The following is a 14586-nucleotide window of genomic DNA, read 5'->3' on the forward strand; positions in this document are numbered from 1 at the left end:
ACTCAATTTATTTGATCGTCGCGCCCTGCTGCCGTTGTTGAGAGGCGACCCACCTGAACCTCCGGATGGAACTAAACAGATGCGGCTCAGGCTTCTATGAAAATTTGTGGGACAGCAGTGGGTTGAGGTATAAAAGTCGTCCTCACACTCCCAATCTGTTAGTTGTTCACAGTGAACTCCGTGACTCCGTAATATCAGTTCAGTAAGAGTTCTCTCCTTGAACTGTCCGATCTGGATTCTTTGATTAAGTTCTGACCATATACCCTGATCGAACATACCCCCTGAAACGTTTAGTTTTACCTTGTTCATAATTGATTCCTCATCGATTTATATTAGAAAGAGAGTCTATTCCTCACTTTCGACCACCATTTTCTCAACAAAAATAACCAGTTATTAGGACAATGGTGGTTTGTAGATTTGTCCGAATTGTTTTTGATTTCAGGTCTTCACGATCTGAGTTCTTTTGGAGGTGTGCCGAATTTCAATACGTCATCAATGATATGAAGTTGATATTCATAATCTGTTTCCGAAGATTTCGATAATTGGTAGTCCTTGTACCGACAGTTTTTTAGATCACTGTTCGTAATATCAACAAATGTCCGTTCGATGCTAGAAACGGAATGAAGGAACTTATCGGTGTTCAATTCCTTCTTGAGTCTTGCAACTAGGTCGGGTCGGTTTTTGTCTATCCACCATGTGGCATCTGGACCCGAGTAACCGAGCTTCATGTATCCATCAAAAATTAGTTCCCGATCTGATACATCACCAAAAATGTCTTCCGTGAGAAAAATTTGGTCAATCTGGTTCAAAACTTTTTTCGATGTTGTCTCTATGAAAACTGAGTATTTGTCGTCTTCATAAGTCCAATCCGATAACCGACTTGTTTGGATATCATTTCTATCCAGTATGGATTCAAATAGTGATTGGTGATTCTCATCATCCCGATACATCGATGAATTCAAAATCTCACATGTGACCTCATCAAATTCCTCACCAGTTATCCTCAACACAATCCTAGCCATCTCAATATTCCTCATATTAATTTCGAATGATGAGATTTGGGGTTTAACCTCAACTCTCAACACGTATTTTCTCAATAATATCAATAGGTTATTAGGACGAAGGTGGTTTCAAGTCTTGTCCCTTCCGAATCTTGAGACAAGATTTGTCCCTTCACGGTTTACCCCCTGGATATTGTTGTCCTTGGATTCAAATGGGGGGGACCCTTACAAGGTAAACCAACATTTATCTTGTCCAGAGGTATTCCAGAGATGGTTGATTATGTCGTGTATTACCGGGTTTCCACTCAGAAGCAGGAGAGGTCAGGTCTCGGGCTGGAGAGTCAAAGATCAATGATTGAGAGATTTCTTCAGTCAGATGACGTGGTCTTGGGTGAATTTACGGAGGTCCAGTCAGGCAAGAAGGACAATAGGGAAGAGTTGTGGAAGTGTATCAACCTGGTCAAGAAAACTAAGTCCAAACTGCTGATTCCTCGTCTGGACCGTTTTTCTAGAAAGGTCAGCTTTATCTCAGGAATACTTGATACGGGAATCGAGATCGTTGTGAGTGACAACCCGAATGTGTCTCGGTTTCATCTTCATCTTCTTTCATGCTTTTGTGAAGAAGAAAGACGTCTTATCTCGGAGAGAACCCGACTTTCATTACAGGAGGCTAAAGCAAAGGGTACTATCCTCGGCAAGAATGGATTTGTACTCGGCCGTACTAACAGAGAACAAAAACTTAAGTTCGTGAAGTCTATTGAGGCAGTACTATCAAAAACACGAGAAGAGCAAAATAGTTTATCAGCTATCTCTAGACGACTTAACCAGTTAGGTACTCCCACTTTTAGAGGTGGCAAATGGTATCCGTCTACCGTCAGGAATTACTTGTTAGAACTGGACCACGGTGAGGCCAACTGAACTTAAATTGGAGCCCAAATTAAATAATTCATTCCTAGACAGAGTTTAATATGTTTCAATTTCTGCTTTCTTACACAAGGGAAGTGGGAATTGACTCAGCTGACACAGGAACTAGCAATTTCTTCATTGGATTTATCCAATGGCACTAAAAAGAAATTGGAAGCTTTAGGATACAGAAAGCTAAGTGACCTAGAAGATGTCTTCTTTCCCTCACTATATGAAGATGTTTCATTTGAACAGGCAAAGAAGGTACTGAAGTATTGCCTTGAGACAGGCATTCAAGTGAATTTTTCAAAACCTGACTGGTCGGACGAACAATGGCATCAGTTTGTCGACCAGATTGTCGAAAAGGAAATAGTTACTTGGTCCGAAATTGCTGTAGCGGTTTGTGGTGAACTAAACCCACCGCAGGTTGGGACCGCAATTGCTTCAAATGCTTCGTTTCAAGCGAAATTTCCACCACGAGAGACAATGAAAAACGTGATGGCCTGGTTCTACGAGCAAGACGGCCAGTGTTCACTTTGCGGGACACATTTGTTTCTCGAAGCGGACCACGTTATATCCAAGCAGGAGTTTGCTGAAGCTGGGTTGGACCCTAAGGATGCAGATACACTCGACAACTTGCAGTTACTCTGTAAGCGATGCAATGTGATCAAAAGACCATCACATGCTCTGGGTGGAATTTCGTTTGCCCCTGCACAAAGTGTATTGATCTGGATTCTTCTTGAACTACGTCCCAAGAAAAAGTCAGAGTTTTATACTCTTTGTCGAAATCATGGTTTGACGATGGCTAACATTAGATTCGACGAGGCTTGGGCTTTTGCTGAATGGCTGAACAAAAGAGGTAAGTACGAAATTGTCGAGGAAGATGCCGAATAGAAGTTGTTGTCTGTTTTGCTAATTATTGGATCAGACCACCTCATATCCAAAAAGATCTGGCTCTAAAGATTCCTCATCAAAGTAATCGTGCTTGAGAACCGCATTTTTGAGCTTCGATATTCCCAGCTTAAAATAGTTCTCATCCAATTCGATACAAGTAGATGACAATCCAGAACCGAATGCTGAGATCCCGGTAGTCATGCTACCCCCAAATGGATCAAGCACTTTAGCATCTTCAGAGAGATAAGTAGTCAATAAGTCTGGTATGGCTTTTGGAAATGGGGCTGTATGTCCATGACGGTTTTCCCCTTTTACCATTTTCATCACCGGCTTTAGCCTGATGTAGTTAGGAAAAGATTCAGTCGGCACTACAGATTTGCCAGGCTTTCTGAAGACGAATATATGCTCCCAACAATTGAATGGAGACTGATAATACGGTGAGAAGTTGCCGTTATTAAAACCCCTTTTTCCTTCTATCTCTCCTTTATCCCAGATGATATTTGATACACACTCAAAACCAATCCTTGCGAACATGTCTACTATATAGGCCCCTAGAATCATCCTCTTTTCACCCATAGCAGAAAGAGCTACGTTATTTTCATTGTCAAAGTAATCAAAAATATTAAATAGGTATATTCCTCCACTCTTTAGTGTCCTGAAGACTGCCTTATTGATGTTGTACATGTCATACAGGAAGGTATAGATGTTGGCCCATTGAGAGTACTCCCTTGCGTTATAGTATGGTGGGGAAGTTACAGCACCTTCATAGGTATCTGCCTTGATACTATTCAGTACCTCATAGGAATCACCCAACACTGCTTCAGCTCCGTGTACGTTTTCCTTCTTGAAGTTTTTCTGGTGGGTGGTAGGCAATTTATCTACTAAGTATCTTTTAAAGTACTCACTCGAAAAAAATTCTTGGGGGCCAAGTGCTCCTTTCATTTCTGCTGAGGATTTCGTCGATGGAATTCGCTTCTTAACTATCGTCCTTCCTAGTCCTGTCGATGATCCGCTGTTCCATCCATAGAGATATACCTTGTCACCATACAAAGAGTAGTGCCTGATCAACATCTCCAAAAGGTCATCTTCAGTGTGTTCCAGGTCAACATCTCGAGACCATTCTCTAACACTGCTAGTCGGTATTTTATTTCTTTCGTCTTCTATGGCCGTCTGTTTGAGAATCTGCAGGAATGAATATCTTTTACCCCTATTAAACTTGCTCCTGTCTGGACAGAACTGATTACTACACTCCCAGCTTCTTACACCAAAGGTCGAGTATGAGTTGCCTTGGACATGTTTTGTTCGACATGCAGGACACGGAATGATCGTTTCGTCTGGTTCATTCTTCTGAAAGAGTATTGCTAATTTCTGCTTCTTACCTTTTCCAAATACAAAGGTATCTCGATAGTGAAACCCACGATTTAAAATTTGAAAGTTAGACCCTTCGGCATCTAGACCGTGTATGTAATCTTCCGTGGCTTTTTGAATCTGAGCGGACTTGAAGTAATACTGACGGTGTTCTTGGGCTATATGCTTTTCACCATAGAGAATTGAATCAGCCCAAAGTCTCCATTGGAAAGAAATGTCACCGACTGACAGCTGGTCTATCACTACAACGAGGTGACCATGATTGGTTAGCTGTGCGTAATTGCTTTTAATGAATTGGAGAATTCGGTCTCTTAGTGACTCGTAAGTCTCTGCTGAAAACTTTTGGGGCTTCTTTATTTTGATGACTGAAAGAGTGTTGTCCCTGCTGAAGAGCTCGGGATGATTCGAGTGCAGGTGTTCCCAATAATTTGAATAGTAGTCATGCTTCCGCTTTATCGGATCATTTATCTCATGAAGATTATTTTCTGGATAAGACGAGTAAACATAACTGCTAAACAATGCAGCCAAGATTTCATCAGACCTATCTCTAGGCTTACTATCTTTTCGAGTTAGTGTTGGTGATCTTAGTTCAGAGTGTAACTTTGCAAGCGACGACTCATTAGATATTGGTAGAAACGTCGTCTTTATTAATTCACACAACTGAGTGTCATTAGCCAATCTTGCATGCCCATTAAAGACTTCTACGAGGCATGTGGCATCACTCTCATCGAATGCTTTGTTGATCTGAATTTTTTCGTGATAGTTAAAAGTGACTCCGTGCTGAGCCGAGAACCCTAAGAAGGCTGCTATACCGTCGGAGTTAAATTTAAATTTATTGTTAATGTGGAAAAACAGCTTCGACACTCTCACTTTCTTAGAGTGTGGATTCACTGCTTTGAGTTTTTCTAATAGGTCATCCAGGCCTTGAAGGATTTCCTTCTTTGGTTCATATGACCACCTAATAGTTCTGTTGAACTCACTTATTAAATCTTCTGTCTTCATCAGGAAAGAAAGGCCTATTACAGAATTCTAAATGTACATTCGAAATGACTCTATTGGGTTTTCTTTCCAAAAGCTTCATTCTGTTTCGATCGTTTTTCATCATACTCCACACCAGAACCGGAGAGAACTTCCTGCCTCTTATCGAAAGAAATCCATTGATATTTAGGTAAGAACTTATCTGACGATTCGAGTACCCAATCGAACTCAATAGCCTGATTTTAGTGGTCAGAAATTTTTGATAATTGGACTGCTCTCTGACCACCAGAGATTTAGTTGCTGCAGTTATGGTGAATCGTAGGTACGTTTCTCTAGGGCAATATATACCCCCTAGCCAACTTATTCCACCGTGACCGATTTCGCCAGATTACGCGGCTTGTCGACATCGGTGCCCTTTTGCACCGCCACGTGGTAGGACAGCAGCTGCAGGGCCACGGTGTAGACCATCGGCTTCACCACCTCGGGGCAGTGGGGCATATTGAGCACCCGCACCCGCGGCTCGCTGACCAGACCTGCCTGGCGGTCAGCAAATACAAACAGTTCACCACCGCGGGAGCGCACCTCTTCCAGGTTGGACTTGAGCTTTTCCAGCAGTTCGTCGCCGGGAGCCACGGCAACCACCGGCATGTCGTTGTCCACCAGCGCCAGCGGACCGTGCTTGAGCTCCCCCGCTGGATAGGCCTCGGCGTGGATGTAGGAAATTTCCTTCAGCTTCAGCGCCCCCTCCCTGGCGATCGGGTACTGAATGCCGCGCCCCAGGAACAGGGCATGGTGCTTGACGATAAATGCCGCGGACAGATCCTCGATGTCACGGTCCAGTTCCAGGGTCTGCTGGACATATTCCGGCAAGCGCTGCAGCGCATTGACCAGTTCCGCCGCCCGTTCCGCAGAGAGATTACGGCGCCGGCCCAGGGCAATGGTGAGCATCAGCAGCGCCACCAACTGGGTGGTAAAGGCCTTGGTCGAGGCCACGCCGATCTCGACCCCGGCTTTGGTCAGGAACACCAGATCGCTTTCCCGGACCAGGGAGCTGTTGTTGACGTTGGCAATAACCAGCGAGGCAAGGAAGTCGCCGGGGGCAGCATCGCGCAGGGCGGCCAGCGTGTCGGCTGTCTCACCGGACTGGGAAATGGTCACCAGCAGGGTGTTGTCGTGCTGCGCCCGCTTGCGGTAGCGAAACTCGGAAGCGACCTCCACCTGGCAGGGGATGCCCGCCAGCTCCTCCAGCCAGTAACGGGCGACCATGCCGGCGTGATAGCTGGTACCACAGGCAACGATTTGCACCGCCTGTACCTGGTCGAATATGGTCGCCGCCTCCGCACCAAAAACCTCATCAGCCACCTGTTGCCGGGCGCCGATGTTCAGGGTGGCGGCGAGCGCGCGGGGCTGCTCGTAAATTTCCTTGAGCATGTAGTGGGCGAAGGCGCCCTTGTCAGCAGATTCGACGGCCTCATCGATGCGGGTCTGCTGGCGGCGGACCGGCTCACCCGCCTCATTCCAGATGCGGATATCGGTCGGGCTTATCAGCGCCAGGTCACCCTCGTCCAGATAGATAAAGCGGTCTGTGACTTGGCGCAGGGCCATCTGGTCCGAGGCCAGGAAATTCTCCCCGATGCCGACGCCGATGACCAGCGGGCTGCCCTGGCGGGCGCCGACCACTTCATCCGGGTGCGCCACATCAATCGCCGCCAGGGCATAGGCGCCCTCCAGTTGCAACACCGTTGCCCGGAGCGCCTCCACCAGCGTATACCCCTGTACAAGCTGTGAGTGCAGTAAGTGAACAATCACTTCGGTATCGGTAGCGGAGCTGAATTCATACCCCTGCTCCTGCAAACTGGCGCGCAGCTGCTGGTGGTTCTCGATAATGCCGTTGTGCACCAGGGCAACCCGCTGGCCGGACATGTGCGGGTGCGCGTTGACCGCCGAGGGTTCACCGTGGGTCGCCCAGCGGGTGTGGGCGATGCCGGTACAGCCGTAAAAGGGCTGCAGCTGCTGCGCCCGTTCCAGCTCGGCCACCTTGCCCAGCTGCTTGTGCAGTAGCAGGTTGCGCTCGTTGTCCAGCAGGGCCATGCCGGCGGAGTCGTAACCGCGGTACTCCAGCCGGCGCAAACCCTCCAGCAGGATTTCCGAAACTTCCCGGCGCGCTGCCGCCGCGACGATACCACACATAATCAGCCCTCCCTGTCTTTGTTGCCGGGACGTTGCCAGCCGGCGATATTGCGCTGCCGGGCACGGCTGACCGCGAGCTCGTTGGCATTAACCGCCCGGGTCACCGTGGAGCCAGCGCCGACAAAGCCGCCATCGGCCACCTCCAGCGGCGCCACCAGGGTGCTGTTGGAGCCAATAAAGACCCCATTGCCGAGGCGGGTCTGGTGCTTGTTGACCCCATCGTAGTTACAGGTGATGGTGCCGGCGCCGATGTTCACCCCGTCGCCCATCTCGCAGTCACCGATATAGGTCAGGTGATTGACCTTGCTGCCCACACCGATGCTGGCTTTCTTGGTTTCCACGAAGTTACCGACCCGGGACTCCTCGGCCAGCACCGTACCCGGGCGCAGGCGCGCGTAGGGCCCGACACTGGCCCTGGCACCCACCGTCGCTTCTTCCAGGTGGCTCATGGCATGAATAGTGGCACCCGCCGCCACCTCGGTATTGCGCAGCACACAGTTGGGGCCCACGGTAGCGCCGTCACCGAGGCTCACCTCGCCCTCTATCACCACATTCACATCGATGCTGACATCACGGCCACAGCGGAGGCTGCCGCGAATATCCAGCCGCGACGGGTCGGCCAGGTTAACCCCCTCCGCCAGCAGGGCATGGGCCTGGCGCAACTGGAACTCCCGTTCCACCTGGCTCAACTGCAGGCGATCATTGACGCCAAGAATCTCCAGTTCCGAGTCCGCGAGCTGGGTTTGCACCCCGCGGCCCTCCGCGACCGCCATGGCGAGCACGTCGGGCAGGTAGTATTCACCCTGGCTATTGGCATTGCCCACCGCCGGCAGGTAACGGTTGAGATCGCTGGCGGGCGCAGCCAGCACCCCGCTGTTGATTTCGTCGATCAGCAGCTGCTCGGCGCTGGCATCCTTGTGCTCGACAACGCCCACCAGGGCGCCATCGGCGTCGCGCAGGATGCGGCCATAGCCGCCCGGGTCTTTCACTCTAGCGGTCAACAGCGCCGGGGCGTCCTGGGCCTGGGCGACCAGCGCGCGCAGGGTGGCCACGCTGACCAGGGGGACATCGCCATAAAGCACCAGCACGGTACTGGCCGGGTCTACCGCCGGCATGGCCTGCAATACGGCGTGGCCGGTGCCCAGCTGCTGGCTCTGCTGCACCCAGTTCAGCTCCTGGCCGGCCATGGCCGCTGCGACGGCATCGGCGCCGTGGCCGACGACCACGTGAATGGCGGTCGGCGCCAGTTCCCGGGCGATGGCCACCACGTGCTGCAGCATGGGTTGGCCGGCAACCGGGTGCAAAACCTTGGGAAGAGAGGACTTCATGCGGGTGCCCTGACCCGCTGCAAGGATGATAACTTCGAGATTCATTGGCCTGTTCCGGGCTGGCCCGGGGACCAGCTGTCAGCATTTTTTTGACATTGTTTTACAGATAAGCGCATATTAATACTGGAGATATTCAATACAACGCTATTTGTCACAAATATTTTGACAACAAATGAAATACGACAGCCTGCACCAGCTGGGTCTCGACGACCGGGAGATCAGCATTTACCGGGCCCTGCTGCGGCTGGGCCCCGCCTCCATTCGCGATGTCGCCGCGGAATCCGGGGTTAATCGCGGCAGCACTTACGAGACCCTCAAGCAGCTAGCCGGCAAGGGCGTGGTCAACTATTTTCCCCGCGGCCGGCGCCGGGTATTCCAGGCGGAGGAGCCGGAGCAGCTGTTACAGCTGGGAGAGCGCCGCCAGCAGGCCCTGTCCCAGGCCATGGAGCAGCTGCGCACCGAGGTCATCCCCGAGCTGAAACAGTCGCGGGCCAAGTTCAGCCCCGGCAATGTGCGCTTTTATGAGGGCGACGATGGCGTGGAGCTGGTGCTGCGGGACATCCTCGACGCCACCGCTGCCGACCCGGAACGGGGCTACGCGGTGATTTCCACCAAGACCCTGCGCGAGCACCTCTACCGCCCCTTCCCCAATTTTACCCGCCAGCGGGAAAGCCGTGGCATCCGGGTGCGGGTAATCGCCGTCGGTGAGGGCGGCGACGAGGCCGAGTATGCCGAGCGCAAGTGGCTGCCGGCGAGCGACGCCACCGACGCCTCCTATATTGCAATCTACCCTCCCAAGGTAGCGATGATCACCCTGGCAGAGAAGGATTACCCGGTGGTGGTTATCATCGATTCCGCGGCCATCGCCTCTACCCAGCAAATCCTGTTCGACACCCTGTGGACCCTGCTCTAGAGGCTGGAGAAAATTTTTCCCGGGGTCTTAACCCCTTTTCCCTCACCGCTGCGATTAAGTCTCCGAACCCACTACCGGAGCAGTGCCATGAAACCCGTTCATACCCTGACCACCTTGAGCCTGGCTGTCGTGCTGGCCGCCTGTGCCGAACAACAGCCCCATAACGGCATGGCGCAGACCAGTGCGGAACCCGCCAGCACCGTGCCCCGGGAGCTTCGATCTGCGGAGGAAGCGAATGCGGCGGCAGTGGCGCCGCTGCAGATGCCGATGAGCGGCAAAGTGGTCCCCGGCGCCAGTTACGCCGAGGCAGACCTGGCGGTGGCGGCAGCCGTCCCGGCCGGCCGGGTCCAGTGGCAACCGGTAGACCGGGAGAACTACCTTCACTACGAGGAGAATGGCGTCAAGCGCGCAGCCGGGCAGCCGGTGTCCACCTTTTCCATCGACGTGGACACCGCCAGCTATGCCAACGTGCGCCGCATGCTCAATCGCGAGGGTCGGCTGCCGCCAGCGGCCGCGGTGCGACTGGAGGAGATGATCAACTATTTTTCCTACAGCTATCCCGCCCCGGCCTCGAAGGATATTCCCTTCAGCATCAGCACCGAGCTGGCACCGGCGCCCTGGAGTGACCAGCACCAGCTGCTGCAAATCGGCATCAGGGGTCTTGAGCCGGAAGCGGCGCAACGGCCCCCCGCCAACCTGGTGTTCCTGGTAGATGTGTCCGGGAGCATGCAGTCGCCGGACAAACTGGAACTGGTGAAAAAATCCCTGCGCCTGCTGGTCAACCGAATGATCGCGGAGGACCGGATCGCGCTGGCCGTGTACGCCGGGGCCGCGGGGACCGTGCTGGAAAGTACACCCGGGGACGAAAAGGCAAAAATTCTCGCGGCGATCGACCGGCTGCAGGCGGGCGGCAGCACCCACGGCAGCGCCGGCATCGAGCTCGCCTACCAGCTCGCCGGGCAACATCTCGTGGCAGGCGGTATCAACCGGGTCATCATCGCATCCGATGGTGACATGAACGTGGGCACGGTGAATCTCGAGGCCCTCAAGGACCTGGTCGCCCGCAGGCGCGACAGCGGCATCGCCCTGACCACCCTGGGTTTCGGCAGCGGCAACTACAATTACGCCCTGATGGAACAGCTGGCGGACGTCGGCAATGGCAATGCCGCCTATATCGATTCCCTCACGGAAGCCCAGAAAGTGCTGGTGAATGAAATGCATGCCACCCTCCACACCATCGCCTCGGACGTGAAAATCCAGGTCGAGTTCAACCCCGCCAGCGTCAGCGAGTACCGCCTGATCGGCTATGAAAACCGGCTGCTCGAGCGGGAGGACTTCCGCAACGACAAGGTGGATGCCGGTGATATCGGCGCCGGCCACACGGTCACCGCGCTGTACGAAATCGTGCTGACCGGCAGCGGCGGTGAGCGCAACCCCGCCCTGCGCTATGGCGGCACTACCACCAGCTCGAGCGCCGACAACAGTGAACTGGCCTATATCAAGCTGCGCTACAAACAGCCCGGAGAAGAGCAGAGCCGGGAGCTGGCCCGGGTCGTGCAGCGCGCCGGGCTGGCCACCGAACTGACGGCCGGCAGTGATGACATCCGTTTTGCCGCCAGCGTCGCCGGCTTCGGCCAGCTGCTGCGCGGCGGCAAATACACTGGCAACTGGGGCTACCCGCAGGCCCTGCAACTGGCCCGGGGCGCCCGCGGTAGTGACCCCCACGGCTATCGCAGCGAGTTCCTGCACTTGATCGAACTGGCCCAGTCGCTATCCTCTGGCAGCTGAAGGGGCACACCACGGACACCGCGATGCCATCGCTTATCCATCGCCTGCGCAGCGATGAGGCACTGATGCTGGCTTACCAGCGCGGCGACGCCGGGGCTTTCGAGCACCTGTATCGCCGCCACAAGGACCCGCTGTTCGCGTTTCTGTATCGCGGCTGTGGGCACACCGCGGCAAGCGAGGAGCTGGCCCAGGACACCTGGACCGCCGTGATCAACCGGGCCGCCGGCTATCAACCCCGGGCCCGGTTCAAAACCTGGCTGTACCGTATTGCCCGTAACCGGCTCGCTGATTTCTGGCGTCGCGCTGACAATCACCACGCTTCGCTGGACACAGCCCGCGAACCCCCGGCGCCGGCGACGCAGGACCAGGAAGCACTGGAAGCGGCAACCCTGCGGGCAGTGGCCAGCCTGCCCAGGGAGCAGAAGGACGCCCTGCTGCTGCGGGAGCAGGGCTTTTCCCTCCGGGACATCGCCGTCATCACCGCCAGCGGGGAGGAAACCGTCAAGAGCAGGTTGCGCTATGCCCGCGGGCAACTGCGCGAGCAACTGGGAGATCTGCTATGAGCACAAAGACACCGGGTAACAGGCCAGGGGAGTTGCCACTGCCGAGCCCTCGTTCTCCCCGCGAGCTGGACGAGCGGATTCTCGCCCGGGCCAGGGCTGCCGCACCGCAGCAGCACCGTCGCGGCCCGCTGGCCTGGGCCGGCGGCCTGGCGACAGCGGCGGTACTGGTGGTGGCGGTTTACCTGCTCAGGCTGAGCGACACCGCAACGCTGACACCGGCGCCGGCGAGCGACCCAGTACAGGAAGAGGAAGCGGCCGGCGCGCCGGCCACAGCGGAAATTGCACCCGCAGCCAACCAGGCAGATCCCCAGCAGAAGCTGAAGATGTCGGCGGCCCGCCCGGCAGCCGACTTTGCGGCGCAAGCACCGGCCGCGGAAAGGGCGGAAGCCGCCGCTGCGGCCCCAGCGGCCGGCGACGAGACTCCCGGCCCCGACATCAACGCAGAGCTGTTGCGCCTGCAGGCCCTGGAGGCCGCCGGGAAGCGCGAGCAGGCGCTGCGGGAATACGCCGAGCTGCGCCGGCGCTGTGCCGATTGTGCACTGCCACAAACCCTGGAGCAGGCGCTGGCACAGCTGCCCCGGGAACAGCAGTAACCCCATGGTGGTAATTGCCGCTGGCAGATTTTCCACTATGCTGGGCAATTGCCACGATGGTTAACATCATTCAGGATCAGTACATGAGTCGCATCGTCACATTCGCCGCCACCCAGCTGAGCATCACTTGGGACATCGAGGCCAACCTGGACAAGGCCGAAAAAGCCGTGCGCGATGCCCACGCCGCCGGCGCCCGGGTGATCCTCCTGCAGGAACTGTTCGAGGCTCCCTACTTCTGTAAAACCCAGCAGTACAAGTACCTCGACCTGGCCAAACCACGGCCGGGAAACCCGCTGATCGAACGCTTCGCCAGACTGGCGGCGGAACTGGCCGTGGTACTGCCCATCAGCTATTACGAGCGCGACACCAATACCTTCTTCAACTCGCTGGTAATGATCGACGCCGACGGCAGCGTGCTGGACAACTACCGCAAAAGCCACATCCCCGACGGGCCCGGTTACTGTGAGAAATTTTACTTCACCCCGGGGGACACCGGCTTCAAGGTATGGCAGACCCGCTACGGCGTGTTTGGCGCCGGCATCTGCTGGGACCAGTGGTTCCCGGAAACCGCCCGCTGTTGCGCCCTGATGGGTGCGGAGGCCATGTTTTATCCCACCGCTATCGGCTCCGAGCCCCAGGACCCGGGCCTGGACTCCAGCGGCCACTGGCAGCGGGTCATGCAGGGCCATGCCGCTGCCAACATCCTGCCGGTGATTGCCTCCAACCGCACCGGGGTAGAAGAGGACGACGGCATCAGCACCACCTTTTATGGCTCCTCCTTCATCACCGACCACAGCGGGGAGAAAATTGCCGAAGCCGGTCGCGACGAGGAGAAGATCCTGGTGGCCTCCATGGACCTGGATGACTGTGCCCGCTACCGCAGGGCCTGGGGGCTGTTCCGCGACCGCCGCCCGGAGCTGTACGGCAACATCGGCCACAACGCCTGCGGCAGCAACAGCGAATGAGCCAGGCGCTTCCTTCCACGCCCAGGGCAGACGGTTTCCGCATGCCCGGCGAGCACGAACCCCAGCAGGCGGTGTTAATGGCCTGGCCGCAACGCGGCGACAACTGGCGTGACCACGCCGGTCCGGCCCAGCAGGCCTTTGCCGCCGTGGCTGCGGCCATCGCCGGTGCAACCCCGGTTATCATGTGTGCCAGCGCTGGCCAGATGGCGACCGCTCGTCAGCACCTGCCAGACTCGGTTGAGCTGCTGGAGATACCCTGCAACGACAGCTGGATGCGCGATATCGGTCCCAGCTATGTGGTCAATGATCAGGGCCAGCTGCGCGGCGTCGACTGGCAGTTCAACGCCTGGGGCGGTGAGGTCAACGGTCTCTACGCCGACTGGGCAGATGACGATGCACTGGCTGGCCGGGTACTGGCCCTGCGCGGCGAGCAGCGTTACCGGGCGCCGTTCATCCTCGAGGGCGGTGCTATCCACGTCGACGGCGAGGGCACCTGCATCACCACCGCCGAGTGCCTGCTGCACCCGGGGCGCAACCCCGGACTGGACCAACCTGCAATCGAGGAATTGCTCTGCGAGTACCTGAATGTGGACAAGGTCATCTGGCTGCCGCGCGGTCTCTACAACGACGAGACCGATGGCCACGTGGACAATATCCTCCACCTGGTCAAACCTGCGGAGGTGGTGCTGACCTGGTGCGATGACCCGGCCGACCCGATGTACCAGATTTGCCGCGACTGCCTGGCGGTGCTTGAGTCACAAACCGACGCCCGGGGCCGCCGGTTCACGGTGCACAAGCTCCCCCTGCCGGGCCCCCTGTATATGACCGCGGAAGAAGCCGCCGGCGTGCAACCTGCCCCCGGCATGGAGCGGGCCGCCGGAGAGCGACTGGCGGCGTCCTATGCCAATTTCCTGATCAGTAACCAGCGAGTGGTGTTTCCGCTGCTGGACCCGGCCCACGATGATACGGTCCGCGACTTCCTGGCCAGGCTGTTCACGGGGCGGGAAATCGTCGGCGTGCCCGGCCGGGAAATCGTCCTCGGCGGCGGCAACATCCACTGCATTACCCAGCAGATTCCCATCGCGGGTCACGGCTGAGGGCC

12 protein-coding genes are annotated in these 14586 nt (G+C 55.8%); 8 read left to right on the top strand and 4 right to left on the bottom strand.

Annotated features, from left to right (window positions below; translation table 11 throughout):
- Window positions 1–446: 446 nt before the first annotated feature.
- The gene (locus tag DWB85_RS08725; protein WP_133300592.1) at window positions 447–1085 is read right to left on the bottom strand and encodes a hypothetical protein; all 639 of its coding nucleotides are present in this window, start codon (window positions 1083–1085) and stop codon (window positions 447–449) included.
- Between the two features lie 186 nt (window positions 1086–1271).
- Between DWB85_RS08725 and DWB85_RS08730 the strand changes: the two genes are divergently transcribed.
- Window positions 1272–1919 (top strand): recombinase family protein, encoded by a 648-nt coding sequence (locus DWB85_RS08730; RefSeq protein ID WP_117953842.1) that lies wholly within the window; start codon window positions 1272–1274, stop codon window positions 1917–1919.
- A gap of 90 nt (window positions 1920–2009) precedes the next feature.
- On the top strand, window positions 2010–2798 hold the full coding sequence (locus tag DWB85_RS08735; RefSeq protein ID WP_133300593.1) for an HNH endonuclease: 789 nt from the start codon (window positions 2010–2012) through the stop codon (window positions 2796–2798).
- Between the two features lie 30 nt (window positions 2799–2828).
- On the opposite strand, the gene DWB85_RS08740 is transcribed toward DWB85_RS08735, so the two are convergent.
- From DWB85_RS08740 to glmU, 3 genes are all read right to left on the bottom strand, one after another.
- The gene (locus tag DWB85_RS08740) at window positions 2829–5168 is read right to left on the bottom strand and encodes a DNA-methyltransferase (RefSeq protein WP_117953844.1); all 2340 of its coding nucleotides are present in this window, start codon (window positions 5166–5168) and stop codon (window positions 2829–2831) included.
- A gap of 336 nt (window positions 5169–5504) precedes the next feature.
- Complete coding sequence (gene glmS, locus DWB85_RS08745) at window positions 5505–7334, bottom strand: glutamine--fructose-6-phosphate transaminase (isomerizing) (RefSeq protein WP_117953845.1); 1830 nt, start codon at window positions 7332–7334, stop codon at window positions 5505–5507.
- A gap of 2 nt (window positions 7335–7336) precedes the next feature.
- Window positions 7337–8707, bottom strand: coding sequence for a bifunctional UDP-N-acetylglucosamine diphosphorylase/glucosamine-1-phosphate N-acetyltransferase GlmU (glmU, locus tag DWB85_RS08750; protein WP_117953846.1), 1371 nt, complete (start codon window positions 8705–8707; stop codon window positions 7337–7339).
- 127 nt (window positions 8708–8834) lie between these two features.
- Here glmU and DWB85_RS08755 point away from each other — a divergent pair, with 127 nt between their 5' ends.
- From DWB85_RS08755 to aguA, 6 genes are all read left to right on the top strand, one after another.
- Window positions 8835–9575 carry a TrmB family transcriptional regulator gene (locus tag DWB85_RS08755; protein ID WP_117953847.1) on the top strand — a complete coding sequence of 247 codons (741 nt, stop codon included), beginning with the start codon at window positions 8835–8837 and terminating at the stop codon, window positions 9573–9575.
- Window positions 9576–9662: 87 nt separating this feature from the next.
- A complete protein-coding gene (locus DWB85_RS08760) occupies window positions 9663–11363 on the top strand; it encodes a vWA domain-containing protein (RefSeq protein WP_205422699.1) in 1701 nt (566 codons plus the stop codon).
- A gap of 23 nt (window positions 11364–11386) precedes the next feature.
- Entirely contained in the window at window positions 11387–11926 is a 540-nt protein-coding gene (locus tag DWB85_RS08765) for a sigma-70 family RNA polymerase sigma factor (protein WP_117953848.1), read from the top strand.
- Window positions 11923–12519 (top strand): hypothetical protein, encoded by a 597-nt coding sequence (locus tag DWB85_RS08770; protein ID WP_133300594.1) that lies wholly within the window; start codon window positions 11923–11925, stop codon window positions 12517–12519. Before DWB85_RS08765 ends, DWB85_RS08770 begins: the two co-directional genes overlap by 4 nt.
- Before the next feature lie 83 nt (window positions 12520–12602).
- Window positions 12603–13484 carry an N-carbamoylputrescine amidase gene (gene aguB / locus DWB85_RS08775; RefSeq protein WP_117954027.1) on the top strand — a complete coding sequence of 294 codons (882 nt, stop codon included), beginning with the start codon at window positions 12603–12605 and terminating at the stop codon, window positions 13482–13484.
- The gene (gene aguA, locus DWB85_RS08780) at window positions 13481–14581 is read left to right on the top strand and encodes an agmatine deiminase (RefSeq protein WP_117953850.1); all 1101 of its coding nucleotides are present in this window, start codon (window positions 13481–13483) and stop codon (window positions 14579–14581) included. The genes aguB and aguA overlap by 4 nt, the downstream gene beginning before the upstream one ends.
- The last annotated feature ends 5 nt before the right edge of the window (window positions 14582–14586 follow it).

Origin of the sequence: Seongchinamella sediminis (assembly GCF_003457605.1) — a bacterium.
GTDB lineage: Bacteria > Pseudomonadota > Gammaproteobacteria > Pseudomonadales > Halieaceae > Halioglobus > Halioglobus sediminis.